At 72.5% G+C, this 13,864-nt stretch carries 12 protein-coding genes; 6 read left to right on the top strand and 6 right to left on the bottom strand.

Annotation, left to right across the window (positions count from 1 at the left end; all coding sequences use genetic code 11):
- Nucleotides 1–45 precede the first annotated feature (45 nt).
- The 3 genes from ACIBK8_RS13110 to ACIBK8_RS13100 all read right to left on the bottom strand — a co-directional run bounded on the left by ACIBK8_RS13110 (nt 46) and on the right by ACIBK8_RS13100 (nt 3,120).
- On the bottom strand, nt 46–702 hold the full coding sequence (locus ACIBK8_RS13110; protein WP_399041826.1) for an MBL fold metallo-hydrolase: 657 nt from the start codon (nt 700–702) through the stop codon (nt 46–48).
- Between the two features lie 9 nt (nt 703–711).
- A complete protein-coding gene (locus ACIBK8_RS13105) occupies nt 712–1,437 on the bottom strand; it encodes a maleylpyruvate isomerase family mycothiol-dependent enzyme (RefSeq protein WP_399041825.1) in 726 nt (241 codons plus the stop codon).
- An 81-nt stretch (nt 1,438–1,518) separates the two neighbouring features.
- The gene (locus tag ACIBK8_RS13100; RefSeq protein WP_399041824.1) at nt 1,519–3,120 is read right to left on the bottom strand and encodes an FAD-dependent monooxygenase; all 1,602 of its coding nucleotides are present in this window, start codon (nt 3,118–3,120) and stop codon (nt 1,519–1,521) included.
- Nucleotides 3,121–3,205: 85 nt separating this feature from the next.
- On the opposite strand from ACIBK8_RS13100, the gene ACIBK8_RS13095 reads away from it, so the two are divergent.
- Both ACIBK8_RS13095 and uvrA read left to right on the top strand, forming a co-directional pair.
- A complete protein-coding gene (locus ACIBK8_RS13095; protein ID WP_399041823.1) occupies nt 3,206–3,880 on the top strand; it encodes a TetR/AcrR family transcriptional regulator in 675 nt (224 codons plus the stop codon).
- Nucleotides 3,881–4,172: 292 nt separating this feature from the next.
- Nucleotides 4,173–7,163 carry an excinuclease ABC subunit UvrA gene (uvrA, locus tag ACIBK8_RS13090; protein ID WP_399041822.1) on the top strand — a complete coding sequence of 997 codons (2,991 nt, stop codon included), beginning with the start codon at nt 4,173–4,175 and terminating at the stop codon, nt 7,161–7,163.
- Nucleotides 7,164–7,335: 172 nt separating this feature from the next.
- Here the strand turns inward: uvrA and ACIBK8_RS13085 are convergent, their stop codons facing one another.
- Together ACIBK8_RS13085 and ACIBK8_RS13080 are read right to left on the bottom strand one after the other, a co-directional pair.
- Nucleotides 7,336–8,334 carry a carbohydrate kinase gene (locus tag ACIBK8_RS13085; RefSeq protein WP_399041820.1) on the bottom strand — a complete coding sequence of 333 codons (999 nt, stop codon included), beginning with the start codon at nt 8,332–8,334 and terminating at the stop codon, nt 7,336–7,338.
- A complete protein-coding gene (locus tag ACIBK8_RS13080; RefSeq protein ID WP_399041819.1) occupies nt 8,331–9,407 on the bottom strand; it encodes a LacI family DNA-binding transcriptional regulator in 1,077 nt (358 codons plus the stop codon). The genes ACIBK8_RS13085 and ACIBK8_RS13080 overlap by 4 nt, the downstream gene beginning before the upstream one ends.
- 147 nt (nt 9,408–9,554) lie before the next feature.
- Between ACIBK8_RS13080 and ACIBK8_RS13075 the strand changes: the two genes are divergently transcribed.
- Together ACIBK8_RS13075 and ACIBK8_RS13070 are read left to right on the top strand one after the other, a co-directional pair.
- The gene (locus ACIBK8_RS13075) at nt 9,555–10,562 is read left to right on the top strand and encodes a zinc-dependent alcohol dehydrogenase family protein (protein ID WP_399041818.1); all 1,008 of its coding nucleotides are present in this window, start codon (nt 9,555–9,557) and stop codon (nt 10,560–10,562) included.
- 113 nt (nt 10,563–10,675) lie between these two features.
- Nucleotides 10,676–11,086, top strand: a complete 411-nt coding sequence (locus tag ACIBK8_RS13070) for a Rieske 2Fe-2S domain-containing protein (RefSeq protein ID WP_399041817.1) — start codon at nt 10,676–10,678, stop codon at nt 11,084–11,086.
- A gap of 34 nt (nt 11,087–11,120) precedes the next feature.
- Here ACIBK8_RS13070 and ACIBK8_RS13065 read toward each other — a convergent pair whose 3' ends face one another.
- Nucleotides 11,121–12,059 carry a hypothetical protein gene (locus ACIBK8_RS13065; RefSeq protein WP_399041814.1) on the bottom strand — a complete coding sequence of 313 codons (939 nt, stop codon included), beginning with the start codon at nt 12,057–12,059 and terminating at the stop codon, nt 11,121–11,123.
- 240 nt (nt 12,060–12,299) lie between these two features.
- Here ACIBK8_RS13065 and ACIBK8_RS13060 point away from each other — a divergent pair, with 240 nt between their 5' ends.
- Nucleotides 12,300–12,944: a papain-like cysteine protease family protein gene (locus ACIBK8_RS13060; RefSeq protein ID WP_399041812.1), complete on the top strand. Its 645-nt coding sequence runs from the start codon at nt 12,300–12,302 to the stop codon at nt 12,942–12,944.
- 4 nt (nt 12,945–12,948) lie between these two features.
- Nucleotides 12,949–13,791 (top strand): hypothetical protein, encoded by an 843-nt coding sequence (locus ACIBK8_RS13055; protein ID WP_399041811.1) that lies wholly within the window; start codon nt 12,949–12,951, stop codon nt 13,789–13,791.
- The last annotated feature ends 73 nt before the right edge of the window (nt 13,792–13,864 follow it).

Here is a 13,864-nt window from a genome sequence, read left to right as displayed (position 1 = left end):
GGTCGCGCTCCTCCTGGAGCGCGACCCGACGTGTGCCCGCTGGTGTTACCAGCCGCGCTCGCGCCACTCCGCGAGGTGCGGTCGCTCCGTGCCGAGCGTGGTGTCGTTGCCGTGCCCCGGGTAGACCCAGGTCTCGTCCGGCAGTTGATCGAAGAGCTTGGCCTGGACGCCGCCGATCAGACTGCTGAAGTTCTCGGCGCTGCCCCAGGTGTTGCCGACGCCGCCGGGGAACAGGCAGTCCCCGGTGAACAGATGCGGGGCGCCGTGCGGGTCGTCGTAGACCAGCGCGATGCTGCCCGGGGTGTGGCCGACGAGATGGCGGGCGGTCAGCTCGACGTGGCCGACGGTCACCGTGTCGCCGTCCTCGACGAGCACGTCGGTGGGGACCGGAATGCCCTCCGCGTCGTACCGCCCCGCGTACGTCCGCGCCCCCGTCGCGTCGACCACCTCGCGCAGCGCGCCCCAGTGGTCGGCGTGCCGGTGTGTGGTCACCACGGACCCGATGCCGCTGTCGCCGATCAGGGAGAGAAGGGTGTGCGGCTCGGCCGCCGCGTCGATCAGCAACTGCTCATCGGTCGCCCGGCACCGCAGTACGTAGGCGTTGTTGTTCGTCGGGCCGACCGCGACCTTCGAGATCATCAGGTCGGTCAATTCGTGCACGTCGGCCGGTCCGCCGACCTTCACTGCTCCGCTGTAGCCCATGAGATCAGCTTAGAACGGCGGGACGGCGGGCAGCGCGCTGCCGTGGCTGTCCAGCGCACGCCCGTCGCCGCGCCCGGTGAGCCAGCCGAGCAGCGCCAGTGCAGAACCCGACACCACCAGTGGTGTGCCGCCCTCCGCCCCGGTGCGCCACTGCCTGCCGTCGTCCGTCCGCAGTTCCAGCGCGGGCAGGTCCGCCCGCCCCGCGAACTTCACCGTGGCGAGGAAGTTCAGCTGGGCGCCGACGAACGCGGCGGGCAGCCGGTCGAGGGTGTAGCCGACGCCCAGGTCGACGTGGTGCAGCTCCACCTCGCCCAGCCGGCGCAGCAGCAGCCGGTCGGCCCGCTCGATCACGCCGTTGCGCATCTCGACCCGGGCGTCCCGGCGTCCGGGCGGCAGCGCCCGCGCCGCGGCGTCGAACCGGCCTGCGCTCTCCCGCAGGTCGTCCAGATGCGCCGCCAGCGGACGCCCGGCGTCCCGTTCGATGTCGGCGTCGCGGGCCGTCGCGCTGACGTACATGGGGGTGGGGACGCCGGTGCGGGCCGAGGTGAGGAGCTTGACGAGGGCGTCCGCGTTGCGCGCGATGTGGGCCAGGAGGTGGCCGCGGGTCCAGTCGGGGAGCAGGGAGGGTTCACCGATCGCTGCGTCGTCGAGTGTGCCGACGGAGTCCAGGAACCGGTCGGTGGCTCCCTGGACGGCTGCCAAATCGTGCGCGAAGTCAGGCGCGGTATCGGTCATGTTCCGAAGCTAGCGCCGCGGCGGCGACTTCGGGAGACCCACTGGGCGGAGCGGCACCCCCGTCGCCGCCCCGCCCAGGTCTCAGGCCGCGGCGTCGTCGGGCGCGCCGAACCAGCGGCGCAGCGCGTCGTCGAGACCGTCCAGGGTGTCAGGGGACGTGTCAACGGTGGTGGCGCCGCCCGCTTCCCGCGTTCCGTCGGTCCGGTCCGCGGCCCACGCCGTGCAGCCGTCGGGACGTACCAACAGCCCGGCGAGCTCCGGTCGTTCCTGGCAGGAGGCCGTCAGGACCCGCACCCGGTCCCGGTAGCCCGCGGCGCGCTTGCGCAGGTCGGCGTCGTCCGCGAGATCGAGCAGCAGGGCGCAGCCGGAGTGCAGCAGGTCGCCGAGCCTGCTGCCGTCGGCCAGCAGCAGGTCGGGGGCGCTGCGGCCGGTCAGCGGATGGCTGCCGGGCAGGTCGTAGCGCTGCTGGACGCCGGAGATCTTCTTGGCGAAGAAGGTGGTGGCGGTGACCGTGCCGGACAGCTCGGCGATGATGTTCCGCAGGGCGTGGGTGTGCGGTTCCGGGCGCATCAGGGCCACTTGGGCGCGCGTCCACTCCAGGGCCCAGGCGCCGATCGGGTGGCGTTCGGCGGTGTAGCTGTCCAACAGGCCGTCCGGCGCCCGTCCGTGGATCGTGGCGGCCAGCTTCCAGCCGAGGTTCACGGCGTCCCCGATGCCGAGGTTCAGCCCCTGCCCGCCGAACGGCGCGTGCACGTGCGCGGCGTCGCCGGCGAGCAGCACCCTGCCCTTCCGGTAGTCGGGCACCTGGCGGGCGTTGTCGGTGAAGCGGGTGGCCGAGTGCACCGTGGTGACGGTGACGTCCACACCGGACGTGTACCGCAAGGAATTCTGCAACTCCTCGGCGGTGACGGGTGCTTCACGGTCCGCCGGCGGCCCGTCGAACTCGACGGTGAGGATCCGGCCGGGGAACGGGCCGTGCGCGTACGTGCCGGTGTCCGTCCTGTTCCAGCCGGTTCCCAGCGCTTCGGATCCGGTCATCTCCACGATCGCCTGATGGCCGGTGATCTCGGGGGCGGTGCCGGGGAACGGGAAGCCGGCGAGCCTGCGGACCGTGCTGCGTCCGCCGTCGCAGCCCACCAGCCAGCCGGCGCGCAGCTCGCCTTCGGTGGTACGTACGGTCACGCCGTCCGCTCCGGCGTCGAAGCCGGTCAGTTCCACCCCGCGGCGCACGGTGACGCCGAGGGCGCGGGCGTGCTCGGCGAGCAGCTGTTCCAGGGCGGCCTGCGGCACCATGCCGATGGCGTCGACGGGGCCGGCGGACGTCAGCTCCGGGTCGTCCGTGTCCAGCAGGTCGCCGCGCAGCATGATGCCCGCGAAGTGCCCGGCGAACCGGGGCGGTGGGGAAGGCTGTGCCTCCGGGGCCGCCAGGTCCCGCTGCCGCAGGAACGCCTGGAACCCTTCCAGGGCCTCGCGCTGCACCTCGGCCAGGGCAGGCAGCAGACCGCGCCGGTAGAGCGCCGAGGCGCTCGGGGTGTTGATCGACCCCGCTTTGATCGTCGTATCCACTTCGGTCAGCCGTTCCAGGACGACGACCTTCACCTCTGCCAGTGCGAGTTCGCAGGCCAGCATCAGCCCCACGGGGCCGCCTCCTGCCACGATCACATCCGCGTCATCATGTGCCATGAGAGAAGAGTGTAGTGACTAAAAAAATATCGCGGCTAAAATTTTGGCCATGGGAGGCGCGAGTGGTGCGGAAGGTGCGACGGGCGTGAGCGGTGCGGGAGTTGGCGCGGTGGGCGAAGGTGCCGACGGCGCCAGTGAGGACGGTTTGACCCTGCGTGAGCGCAAGAAGCGTCGGACCCGGCAGCGGATCTCCGGCGAGGCGACCCGGCTCTTCATCGAGCGCGGCTTCGAGCAGGTCACCGTCGCGGAGATCGCCCGCGCCGCCGAGGTCTCCACGATGACGGTCTTCAACTACTTCCCCCGCAAAGAGGATCTCTTCCTCGACCGGATCCCGGAGGCCGGTGAGCTGGTCGTCCGCGCGATCCGCGGGCGCGGTCCGGAAGAGACGCCGCTCGACGCGCTGCGCCGGCTCGGGCGTGACCTGCTGGCGGAGCGGCATCCGCTGGCGGGGGTGGGGGAGGGCTTCGCGCACTTCTGGCGCACCGTGGCCGAATCCGCGGCGCTGCGGGCGCGCGGGCGCGAGGCCATCGAGGAGCTCGAAGGTCTGCTCGCCGCGGAGCTGGCGCGGGCGGCAGGTGACGACGGGCCGGAGCCCCGGCTGTCCGCCGCGCTGATCGTGGGCGGGTGGCGTGCCGTCTACGCGGAAGCGCTGGCCCGGCAGCTCGACGGTGACCCGGTGGACGCGGTGGCCGTTGACTACGCGGAGGCGCTGGAACGGACCTTCGACGCGCTGGAGCGGGCGCTGCCCGTCCTGCGGTGAGCCGGACCGGTGGCCGACGGCGCTGACCTGCGGGGGAGTGGCGAGGGGCGGCGTGGGCGCGCGGCGGGGAAGGATCCGGCGCCGCCACACGTTTGAGTGAAGCGGGCGGACGTCCGCCGTAAATCGAATGCGCGTGCTATAGGCTCGTGTGTGGCATCACAAAGACAGTGCCGTGGCGGTCCCCATACCCTGGGGCAGGGGCTCCGCTCCGCTCCGCCGCCTCTGCTCATCGACCGAGCGGCGGATGCGATCTCCGCGGCTCCCGCCCCCCTCCAGAAAGGTGCCGACCGGCGTGGCCGACCGTCTCATCGTTCGTGGCGCTCGCGAGCACAACCTCCGCAACGTCTCGCTCGACCTCCCCCGCGACTCCCTCATCGTCTTCACGGGGCTCTCCGGGTCGGGCAAGTCCTCGCTCGCCTTCGACACGATCTTCGCCGAGGGGCAGCGGCGCTATGTCGAGTCGCTCTCCTCCTACGCCCGGCAGTTCCTCGGGCAGATGGACAAACCCGATGTGGACTTCATCGAGGGCCTGTCCCCCGCGGTCTCGATCGACCAGAAGTCGACGTCCCGCAACCCGCGTTCCACGGTCGGCACGATCACGGAGGTCTACGACTACCTCCGGCTGCTCTTCGCGCGCATCGGCAAGCCGCACTGCCCCGAGTGCGGTCGTCCCATCGCCAGGCAGTCGCCGCAGGCCATCGTCGACAAGGTCCTCGAACTGCCCGAGGGCAGCCGCTTCCAGGTGCTCTCCCCGCTGGTGCGGGAGCGCAAGGGCGAGTTCGTCGACCTCTTCTCCGACCTCCAGACCAAGGGCTACAGCAGGGCGCGGGTCGACGGCGAGACGATCCAGCTCTCCGAGCCGCCGAAGCTGAAGAAGCAGGAGAAGCACACCATCGAGGTGGTCGTCGACCGCCTCACGGTCAAGGACAGTGCCAAGCGCCGGCTGACCGACTCCGTGGAGACCGCACTCGGGCTCTCCGGCGGCATGGTCATCCTCGACTTCGTCGACCTGGACGCGGACGACCCGCAGCGCGAGCGGATGTACTCCGAGCACCTGTACTGCGCCTACGACGACCTCTCGTTCGAGGAGCTGGAGCCCCGCTCCTTCTCCTTCAACTCGCCCTTCGGCGCCTGCCCGGACTGCACCGGCATCGGCACCCGCATGGAGGTCGACCCCGACCTGATCATCCCCGACGAGGACAGGTCGCTCGACGAGGGCGCGATCCACCCCTGGTCGCACGGCCACACCAAGGACTACTTCGGCCGCCTGGTCGGCGCCCTCGCCGACGCCCTGGGCTTCCGTACGGACATCCCGTGGGCCGGGCTGCCGCAGCGCGCCAAGAAGGCGCTGCTGCACGGCCACCGCACCCAGATCGAGGTCCGCTACCGCAACCGCTACGGCCGCGAGCGGGCCTACACCACCCCGTTCGAGGGCGCCGTGCCGTTCATCAAGCGGCGGCACAGCGAGGCGGAGAGCGACAGCAGCCGGGAGCGCTTCGAGGGCTACATGCGCGAGGTGCCCTGCCCGACGTGTGAGGGCACCCGCCTCAAGCCCGTCGTGCTCGCGGTCACGGTCCAGCAGAAGTCGATCGCCGAGGTCTCGGCCATGTCGATCAGCGACTGCGCCGACTTCCTGCGGGAGATGAAGCTCGACACCCGCGAGAAGAAGATCGCCGAACGCGTCCTCAAGGAGGTCAACGAACGGCTGAAGTTCCTGGTCGACGTCGGCCTCGACTACCTCTCGCTGAACCGCGCGGCGGGCACCCTCTCCGGCGGCGAGGCCCAGCGCATCCGGCTCGCCACCCAGATCGGCTCCGGTCTGGTGGGCGTCCTGTACGTCCTGGACGAGCCGTCGATCGGCCTGCACCAGCGCGACAACCACCGGCTGATCGAGACGCTGGTGCGGCTGCGCGACATGGGCAACACCCTGATCGTGGTGGAGCACGACGAGGACACCATCAAGGTCGCGGACTGGGTGGTGGACATCGGCCCCGGCGCCGGCGAGCACGGCGGCAAGGTCGTGCACAGCGGCCCGATGAAGGAGCTGCTGACCAACAAGGAGTCGGTCACCGGCCAGTACCTGTCCGGCAGGAAGGCCATCGCGACGCCGGAGATCCGCCGGCCCGCCGACCCCGCCAGGCAGCTGACGGTGCACGGCGCGAAGGAGAACAACCTCCAGGACATCGAGGCTTCCTTCCCGCTCGGGGTGCTGACCGCCGTCACCGGCGTCTCCGGCTCCGGCAAGTCGACGCTCGTCAACGACATCCTTTACACGCACCTGGCGCGCGAGCTGAACGGCGCCAAGTCCGTGCCGGGCCGGCACACCCGGGTGGACGGCGACGACCTGGTCGACAAGGTCGTGCACGTCGACCAGTCGCCGATCGGCCGGACGCCGCGGTCCAACCCGGCCACCTACACCGGCGTCTTCGACCACGTCCGCAAGCTGTTCGCGGAGACGATGGAGGCCAAGGTCCGCGGCTATCTGCCGGGGCGCTTCTCCTTCAACGTCAAGGGCGGTCGCTGCGAGAACTGCTCGGGCGACGGCACGATCAAGATCGAGATGAACTTCCTGCCGGACGTGTACGTCCCGTGCGAGGTCTGCCACGGCGCGCGCTACAACCGCGAGACGCTGGAGGTGCACTACAAGGGCAAGTCCATCGCCGAGGTGCTGGACATGCCCATCGAGGAGGCGCTCGACTTCTTCGAGGCGGTGCCGACCATCTCCCGCCACCTCAAGACGCTCCACGAGGTCGGCCTCGGCTACGTCCGTCTGGGGCAGTCCGCGCCGACCCTCTCCGGCGGCGAGGCGCAGCGCGTCAAGCTGGCCAGCGAGCTGCAGAAGCGCTCCACCGGGCGGACGGTCTACGTCCTGGACGAGCCGACCACCGGCCTGCACTTCGACGACATCAGCAAGCTGATCAAGGTGTTGTCGGGGCTGGTCGACAAGGGCAACTCGGTGATCGTCATCGAGCACAACCTCGACGTGATCAAGACCGCGGACTGGGTCGTGGACATGGGCCCCGAGGGGGGCAACGGCGGCGGACTGATCGTCGCCGAGGGAACCCCCGAGGAGATCGCCTCGGTCCCGGCCAGCCACACCGGCAAGTTCCTGCGGGACATCCTCGGCGACCGCGTCAGCGATGCCGCGTCCTCGGGCAAGCCGGCGAAGAAGCCGGCCGCCAAGAAGGCCGCGGCGGCGAAGAAGCCCGCCGCCAAGAAGGCCGTGGCGGCCAAGAAGACGGCGGCCAAGAAGACGGCGAGCAGGGCCCGCAGGGCCTCCTGATCCCACGGCCCCGGCGTCACCGGAACGGGCCGCCGCCCCCGCACCCCGGATCCGATGGATCAGGGCGCCAGGGGCGGCGGCCCGTTCGCCGTGCGGCGGTCGGGCGCCCGCCGTGAGCCGGGGCCCGTGCCCGACACGGCGCCCGGTGTCGCGGCGCCCCGTCGGACGTGGCCTAGCGCCCCGCCAACTCCGCCGCGTACGGCGGCTCCGCGCCCGCGCGGGAGCAGGTGACGGCGGCGGCGCGGGCGGCGAAGCCGAGGATGTCGCGCCAGTCGTCGGCCCCGAGGGACGTCACGGCGGTGTGCGAGAGGGCGTCGTGGGCGGCGAGCCGGTGCAGCAGCGCCGCGTTGACGGTGTCGCCCGCGCCGATCGTGTCGACGACCTCGACCCGCTCGCCGGGTACCGTCACCTCGCCGCCTCCCGGTGTCAGCACGCTCAGCCCGTCGCCGCCGCGGGTCAGGACGATCGCCGCGGGGCCCGCCGTCAGCCACCGGCCGATGGCCGCGTGGAGCACCCCGGCGGTGTCCGCGCCCCCGGCACCCGAACTCCCCGGGCCCGGATCCGGCGCTTCGCCGTCCGCGAGCCAGAGCGCGTCCTCCTCCGAGAGCTTCAGCAGCGTCACATGCGGCAGCCAGGACGCGAAGCGGGCGCGGTAGGCGGCCGGATCCGCGATCAGGCCGGCCCGGATGTTCGGGTCGAGCGCGGTGAACACCCCGCGCCCTGACTCCCGCCGCAGCAGTGCCTCGTACGCGCTCGCGCCCGGCTCCAGCACCAGCGAACAGGTGCCGAGCGAGAGCGCGCGGGCCTCGTCGGGCAGGGCGGGCGGCAGGGCGAACAGGCGGTCGGCGGTGCCCTCCACGTAGAAGCCGTAGCCGGCCGAGCCGTCCGGACTGATGTCCGCCATGGCCAGCGTGGTCGGCTCGGCGCCGCGCTGCACCAGCGAGGTGCGCACGCCTGCGGTGCGCAGTCCGTCCAGGAGTGCCTCGCCGAACGTGTCGGTCGAGACCCGCGAGCAGAAGGCGGCGTCCGAGCCCAGCCGTCCGAGCGCGACGGCGGTGTTGTAAGGACCGCCGCCACGCCGGGGGAGCAGCGCGGGCAGCCCGTCCCCCGGGGGCGGGTCCTGTGGGCCGGGTACGAGGTCGATCAGGGCTTCGCCGGCGACAACGATCACGGGGTGCGGTTCCTTTCCTGCGCGGCCGGGGGCGCGGCCGGTGACGGGGAGAGCGGGTGCCGGTCCGCGGGACCTGTGGCGGGGCAGCCGCAGGAGGTGCGGTGCACCAGCGTGCAGGGGAGGCGGAGGGTGCGCGGCGGCCGGGCCGGGTCCGCCAGCCGCTCCAGCAGCAGCCGGACCGCGGCGGCCCCGATGTCCTTGCTGGGCTGCGCGACGGCGGTCAGGCGCGGCGCGAACAGGTCGGCCCAGGAGAAGTCGTCGAAACAGGCCAGCGCGATGTCGCGGGGTACCTGGAGGCCGCGCGCGGCCAGTGCGCGCAGGGTGCCGATGGTCATCGCGTTGTTGGCGGTGATCACGGCGGTGGGCGGTTCGGGCGCGGCCAGCAGCTGATGGGTGGCCCGCTCGGCGCCCTCCGCCTCGGAGTTGCCGCCGGCCAGCAGTCCGGGCGCGAACGGCAGCCCGCGGGCGCGCAGGCCCTCGCGGTAGCCCCGGACGCGTTCGGTGGTCGTGCTCAGCCCCGGGAGGCCGGCCACCAGGCCGATCCGGGTGTGCCCCAAGTCGGCGAGATGCTCGACGAGTTGGCGTACCGGGCCGGTGTTCTCCGCGCACACCTGGTCGTGGTCGTCGCCCACCAGCCGGTCCAGGAAGACGGTGGGCACCGACCGCCTCGCCAGATAGCCGGTCATCTCCGACGGCTCGGCGGACGGCGCGACGATCATGCCGTCCACCCGCCGCTCGTGCAGCAGTTGGACGACCTTGCGCTCATGGACCGGATCGTCGTGCGGGTCGGCGATCAGCAGGCTGTAGCCCGCCTCCAGGGCGCTCGCCTCGACCCCCTGGAGGATCTCGGTGAAGTAGGGGTTGCTGATCGCGGAGACGGCCAGGCCGATCGAGCGGGTGCGGGCGGTGACCAGGGAGCGGGCGAGGGTGTTGGGCGTGTAGCCCAGCTCGTCGATGGCGCCGAGCACCGCCGCCCGGGTGTCGGGGCGCACCGGCCGGGTGTCGTTGAGTACGTGCGAGACGGTGGCGACGGACACCCCCGCGCGCCGTGCCACATCGGCCATCGTGGTCATCCGCTGCTCCCTCCCTGCCGCTGCGCGTCCCGCGCGGTGCGGCGCCGAAGAGGTCCATCACAGCGCAGACGCAAACGCTTGCGCAAGCGTTTACGCGCAAGCTACCTTCCCGGCATCGCACCCGCACGACGTCGTGAGGAGGCGCCGATGCGCGCTCTCGTGGTCACCGAACCGGGCAAGCCCGGCAGCACCGCCGTCACCGAACTGCCCGACCCACGGCCCGGCCCCCAAGAGGTCGTCGTGCGCGTCACGTCCTGCGGCCTGTGCGGCACGGACATGCACCTGCTCGGCGGCGAACTCCCCGCCGCCCGCTACCCGTTGGTCCCCGGGCACGAACTGACCGGCCGGGTCGTGGCGGTGGGCGAAGCGGCGGCGGGGCCGCCCGTCGGCACCCGGGTCGCCGTCGACCCCAACATGCCGTGCGGCGCCTGCCATTACTGCCGCATCGGGCGCGGCAACCTCTGCGAGGACTACAGCGCCGTCGGCGTCACCCGCGACGGCGGCTTCGCCGAACTGGTCGCCGTCCCCGCGCGCTGCTGCTACCCGCTGCCCGACGATCTTCCCGAGGCCGCCGCCGGACTCGTCGAGCCGCTGTCCTGCGCGGTGCACGGCCTCAACCGTCTGCCGCGCCGCCCCGGGGAGCACTACCTGATCTACGGCGCGGGCACCATGGGCCTGATGATGGCCGCCCTGGTGCGGACCGCGGGCGCCGCCTCGGTCTCCGTCGTGGACCTCAACGAGGACCGCCTGGCCTTCGCCGAGTCCTTCGGCGTGGACGCGGCCGTCACCGACGCCGCCGCGCTCGGCCGGACACCGGGCTTCGAGGTCGTCGTCGACGCGACCGGTGTCATCGCCGCCATCGAGGACGGCCTGGGCCGGGTGCGCCGCGGCGGAACGTTCCTCCAGTTCGGCGTGGCCGACCCGGCCCGCGCCGCCTCCTTCTCGCCGTACCGCGTCTACCACCACGAGATCGACATCATCGGCTCGATGGCGGTGCACAACAGCTTCCAGCCGGCCATCGACGTGCTCACCGCCGGGCTCGATCTCACCCCGCTGGTCAGCGACGTCCACGGTCTGGACGACTTCGACGAGGCGGTGGACCGCTTCCGCGCCGGCACCGGGCGCAAGATCCACATCGCCCCGCAGCAGCGCTGACCGCCACACCCGCGCCGAGCCGGCCCGCGGCCCCGGAGCCTGGGCGGCAGCGGAAGAACCCCTACCGGTATCGTCGGAGGCCGGTACCCCCCCCCGTGATCTCTGGAGCAGCCATGAGCCAGCCCCCCGCCCGCCGAACCGTGCTGCGCGGGGCCGCGCTGGTGGGGGCCGCGGGCTTCGGCGTGGCGGCCTGCTCCACCGGTGGTGCGAACGAGGCGTCGGCGGTGCCCACCGCACCGGTCGACCTGGGGACCGAGGCCGACGTCCCGGTCGGCGGCGCCAAGCTCTACCGCGAGGACCGGCTGGTCGTCTCGCAGCCCGCCAAGGGCGAGTTCAAATGCTTCAGCGCCAAGTGCACGCACGCCGGCTGCGTCCTGACCGAGGTGGAGAAGGAAGAGGGCCACTGCCCCTGCCACGGCAGCCGCTTCGACGTCACCACGGGCAAGGTCCTCCAGGGCCCGGCCACCGAGCCGCTGCCCGAGGTGCCGGTCAAGGCCAAGGGCGGCAAGCTGATCGCGGGCTGAGCCGCGCGGGCCGGCACCCGGCACCGCTGCCGCGTCACCCCCAATCCCACCCGATCCCCAGGATCCCGGGACGCACCCCCTGCTCCACCAGGTGGACGGCACGGTGCCGTCCGTTCAGCGTCAGCTCCTCCCTGCCGCTGCGCGGCGCGCCCGCCGAGACCTGGGTGAAGCGGCGGCACCGCACCGGGAGCGCGGTCTCGTCGAACCGCACCTGGAGGACGTACTGCCCGCCGGCGAAGCGGAAGCCGCGGAGGTACTCGCTGCTCGGGCCGCCGCTGCCGTCCTCGAAGGCGTAGCCGAAGACATGGGTGTCACCGGCCCGCAGCCGGGCGTCGAACAGCAGCTCGGCGACCACCACGCCGGTCGTCGCGTCCCCGCGCACCCGCCCCAGCCGGCAGTTCTCCGCGGCCCGCACCGTCACCCGTGACGGGTCGCAGCCCGCCTCGCCACGATGGATGGCGACGTACCGGTCGACGCCGTCCCGGTGCGCGCGCACCACCTGGAGCGATTCACGTTCGCTCAGCTCGCGGCCCGGACCGATGCGGACGCGTTCGTGATGCCCGACGGTGTGCAGCCCGTCGTCCGCCGGGGTCTCCAGCTCGGCGAACAGCTGCCGCAGCGCCTCGGCCGGCTCCACCAGCGTGCGGTACGAGCGGGCGACCGGCCGCTCCGCCTCCTGGCGCGCACCGCCCTCGGGCACCAGCAGCCGGTGCAGGGAGCGCGCCGGCAGGTCGAGGACCTCCTCCAGGGCACGCACCGCGCGCAGCGATTCGGGGCGCTGGGGCCGCCGCGCGCCCTGCTGCCAGTAACTGAGGCTGGTCACCCCGACCCTGATGCCGCGCTGTGCGAGCTTGTGCTGGACGCGGTGGAGCGCGAGGCCCCGGGCGGTCAGCGCGCTCCGCAGCGCCAGATGGAAGGGCCCGGTCCGCAACAGCTGCTCCAGCTCGGCCGACTCGGGAGTGTTCTGTGCCATGTCCTCAACCCTCCGGCGCGCGGGTGAACGTTCACAACCGGATCGCACGCCGCGCGCTCTCCCTGCCTGTTCACTGCAGTACGCCGGGCACCGGCCGTTCACACCCGGGCCCCTGCGTCCACACCCCCATGTCACCCCGCATTGAAGCGTGTTGACCTGCCTCCGACAACACCCGATGCTCCTCAGCAGCATCCGGATGCGCTCCTCCACCGCTCACCCCCCTCGTTCGGGAGGAACGCCATGCACCGTGCCCCCTTCACCCGCCGCGCGCGCCGCAGATGGCTGCCGGCCGTAGCGCTGGCCGCCGCGGCACTGACCGCACTCCCCGCCACCACCGCCACCGCGGCCCCCGCCGCACCCTCGGCGGCCCCCGCGCACACCGGCACGGCCGCCCCCGCGCCGCGCGCCGCCAACCGCCTCGACATCTCGATGCAGGCCCAGGAGAACTCCAACTGGTGCTGGGCCGGCTCCGGCAACACCATCGCCGCCTGGTACGGCAAGAACTACAGCCAGAACCAGTTCTGCAACGCCGCGTTCCAGCGCCAGCAGAACGGTGACTGCCCGAACGACCAGGCCACCCTCGGCAACGTCCAGAACGCGTTCGACTGGATGGGCATCAACCCCGGCAACTACGTCTCCGGGTACCTCAACTACAACACCGTGCAGGGCGAGATCAACGCCAAGCGGCCCGTCGAGACCCGCATCCAGTGGTCGTCCGGTGGCGGCCACATGCACGTCATCTACGGCTACGACACCGCGAACAACTGGGTCTACTGGGGCGACCCGTGGCCCTCCAACAGCCGCTACAACTGGGGCGATTACCAGTACTACATCAACGGCAGCGAGTTCTCCTGGACCCACTCCCTCTACCGGATAGGAGCCTGAGGCCATGACGCACCGCACCGTCGTACGCGCTGCCGCGGCCGGCACGCTCGCCACCCTGCTGACCGGCCTCGCCCCGCAGATGTCCTGGGCCGCCGAGACCCCCGCACCCCCGAAGGCACCGGCCGCCACGAGCGTCACCGCCGCCCACGAAGCCGCCGCCGCCCCCGAGACGCTCGCCACCCTCTCCCGGTTCTTCGCCAGGGACGGCGCCCTCACCACCTCCCGGGCCGCCCCGCACATCGAGGGCGCCACCGTCCCGGTCTACGCGCTCTCGCCCGACTTCGTCCGCGGCAAGGCCGGCGCACCCGTCGCCGAACTGGAATTCCTCGCCAGCAAGGCCGTCGCGTCCGACGGCCGCAAGGCATCGGTGTGGACCGTCAGGCAGGGCACCACCTGGAAGGTCGTCAACATCGCCACCGGCGACGACGAGACCCGCTACGCCGCGGCCGGAGCCAGGGCAGCCAAGGGCGGCACCGTCTTCCACGAACCGCAGATCGACGCCTGGTACGTCCAGCACGGCGACCGCGTCCAGCCGCTGGACGCCGAGGCGGAGAAGGCCGTCGGCGCGCACGGCACCACCGTCGCCGCCTACCAGGAGCGGGTCTCCAAGGCGTACGGCGACAAGCTCCCCGGCTCCGCCTACGACAAGCGCGGCGAGGCGGGCGGCTTCGGCGAGGCCGCCGGAGCCGCCCCCGGCAAGGAGAACCCCGGCACCCGGGCGGTGACCACCGCAGCGGAGGAGGACAACACCCCGGTGGCCGCGGCATCGGCCGTCGCCGGCCTGGCCGCCGTGCTCGCCCTGGGCCTCTCCGGCACCGCGGCGCTGCGCCGCCGGCGCCGCCGCTGAACAGGCGGCCCGCGAAGCGTGCGCCGGCCGTCCGCCTCCCCGCAGCCGGACGGCACACGCTCCGCGGGCCGCG

Origin of the sequence: Streptomyces sp. NPDC050161, assembly GCF_044460025.1 — a bacterium.
GTDB lineage: Bacteria > Actinomycetota > Actinomycetes > Streptomycetales > Streptomycetaceae > Streptomyces.
This window is presented reverse-complemented; position numbering and strand designations above follow the sequence as displayed.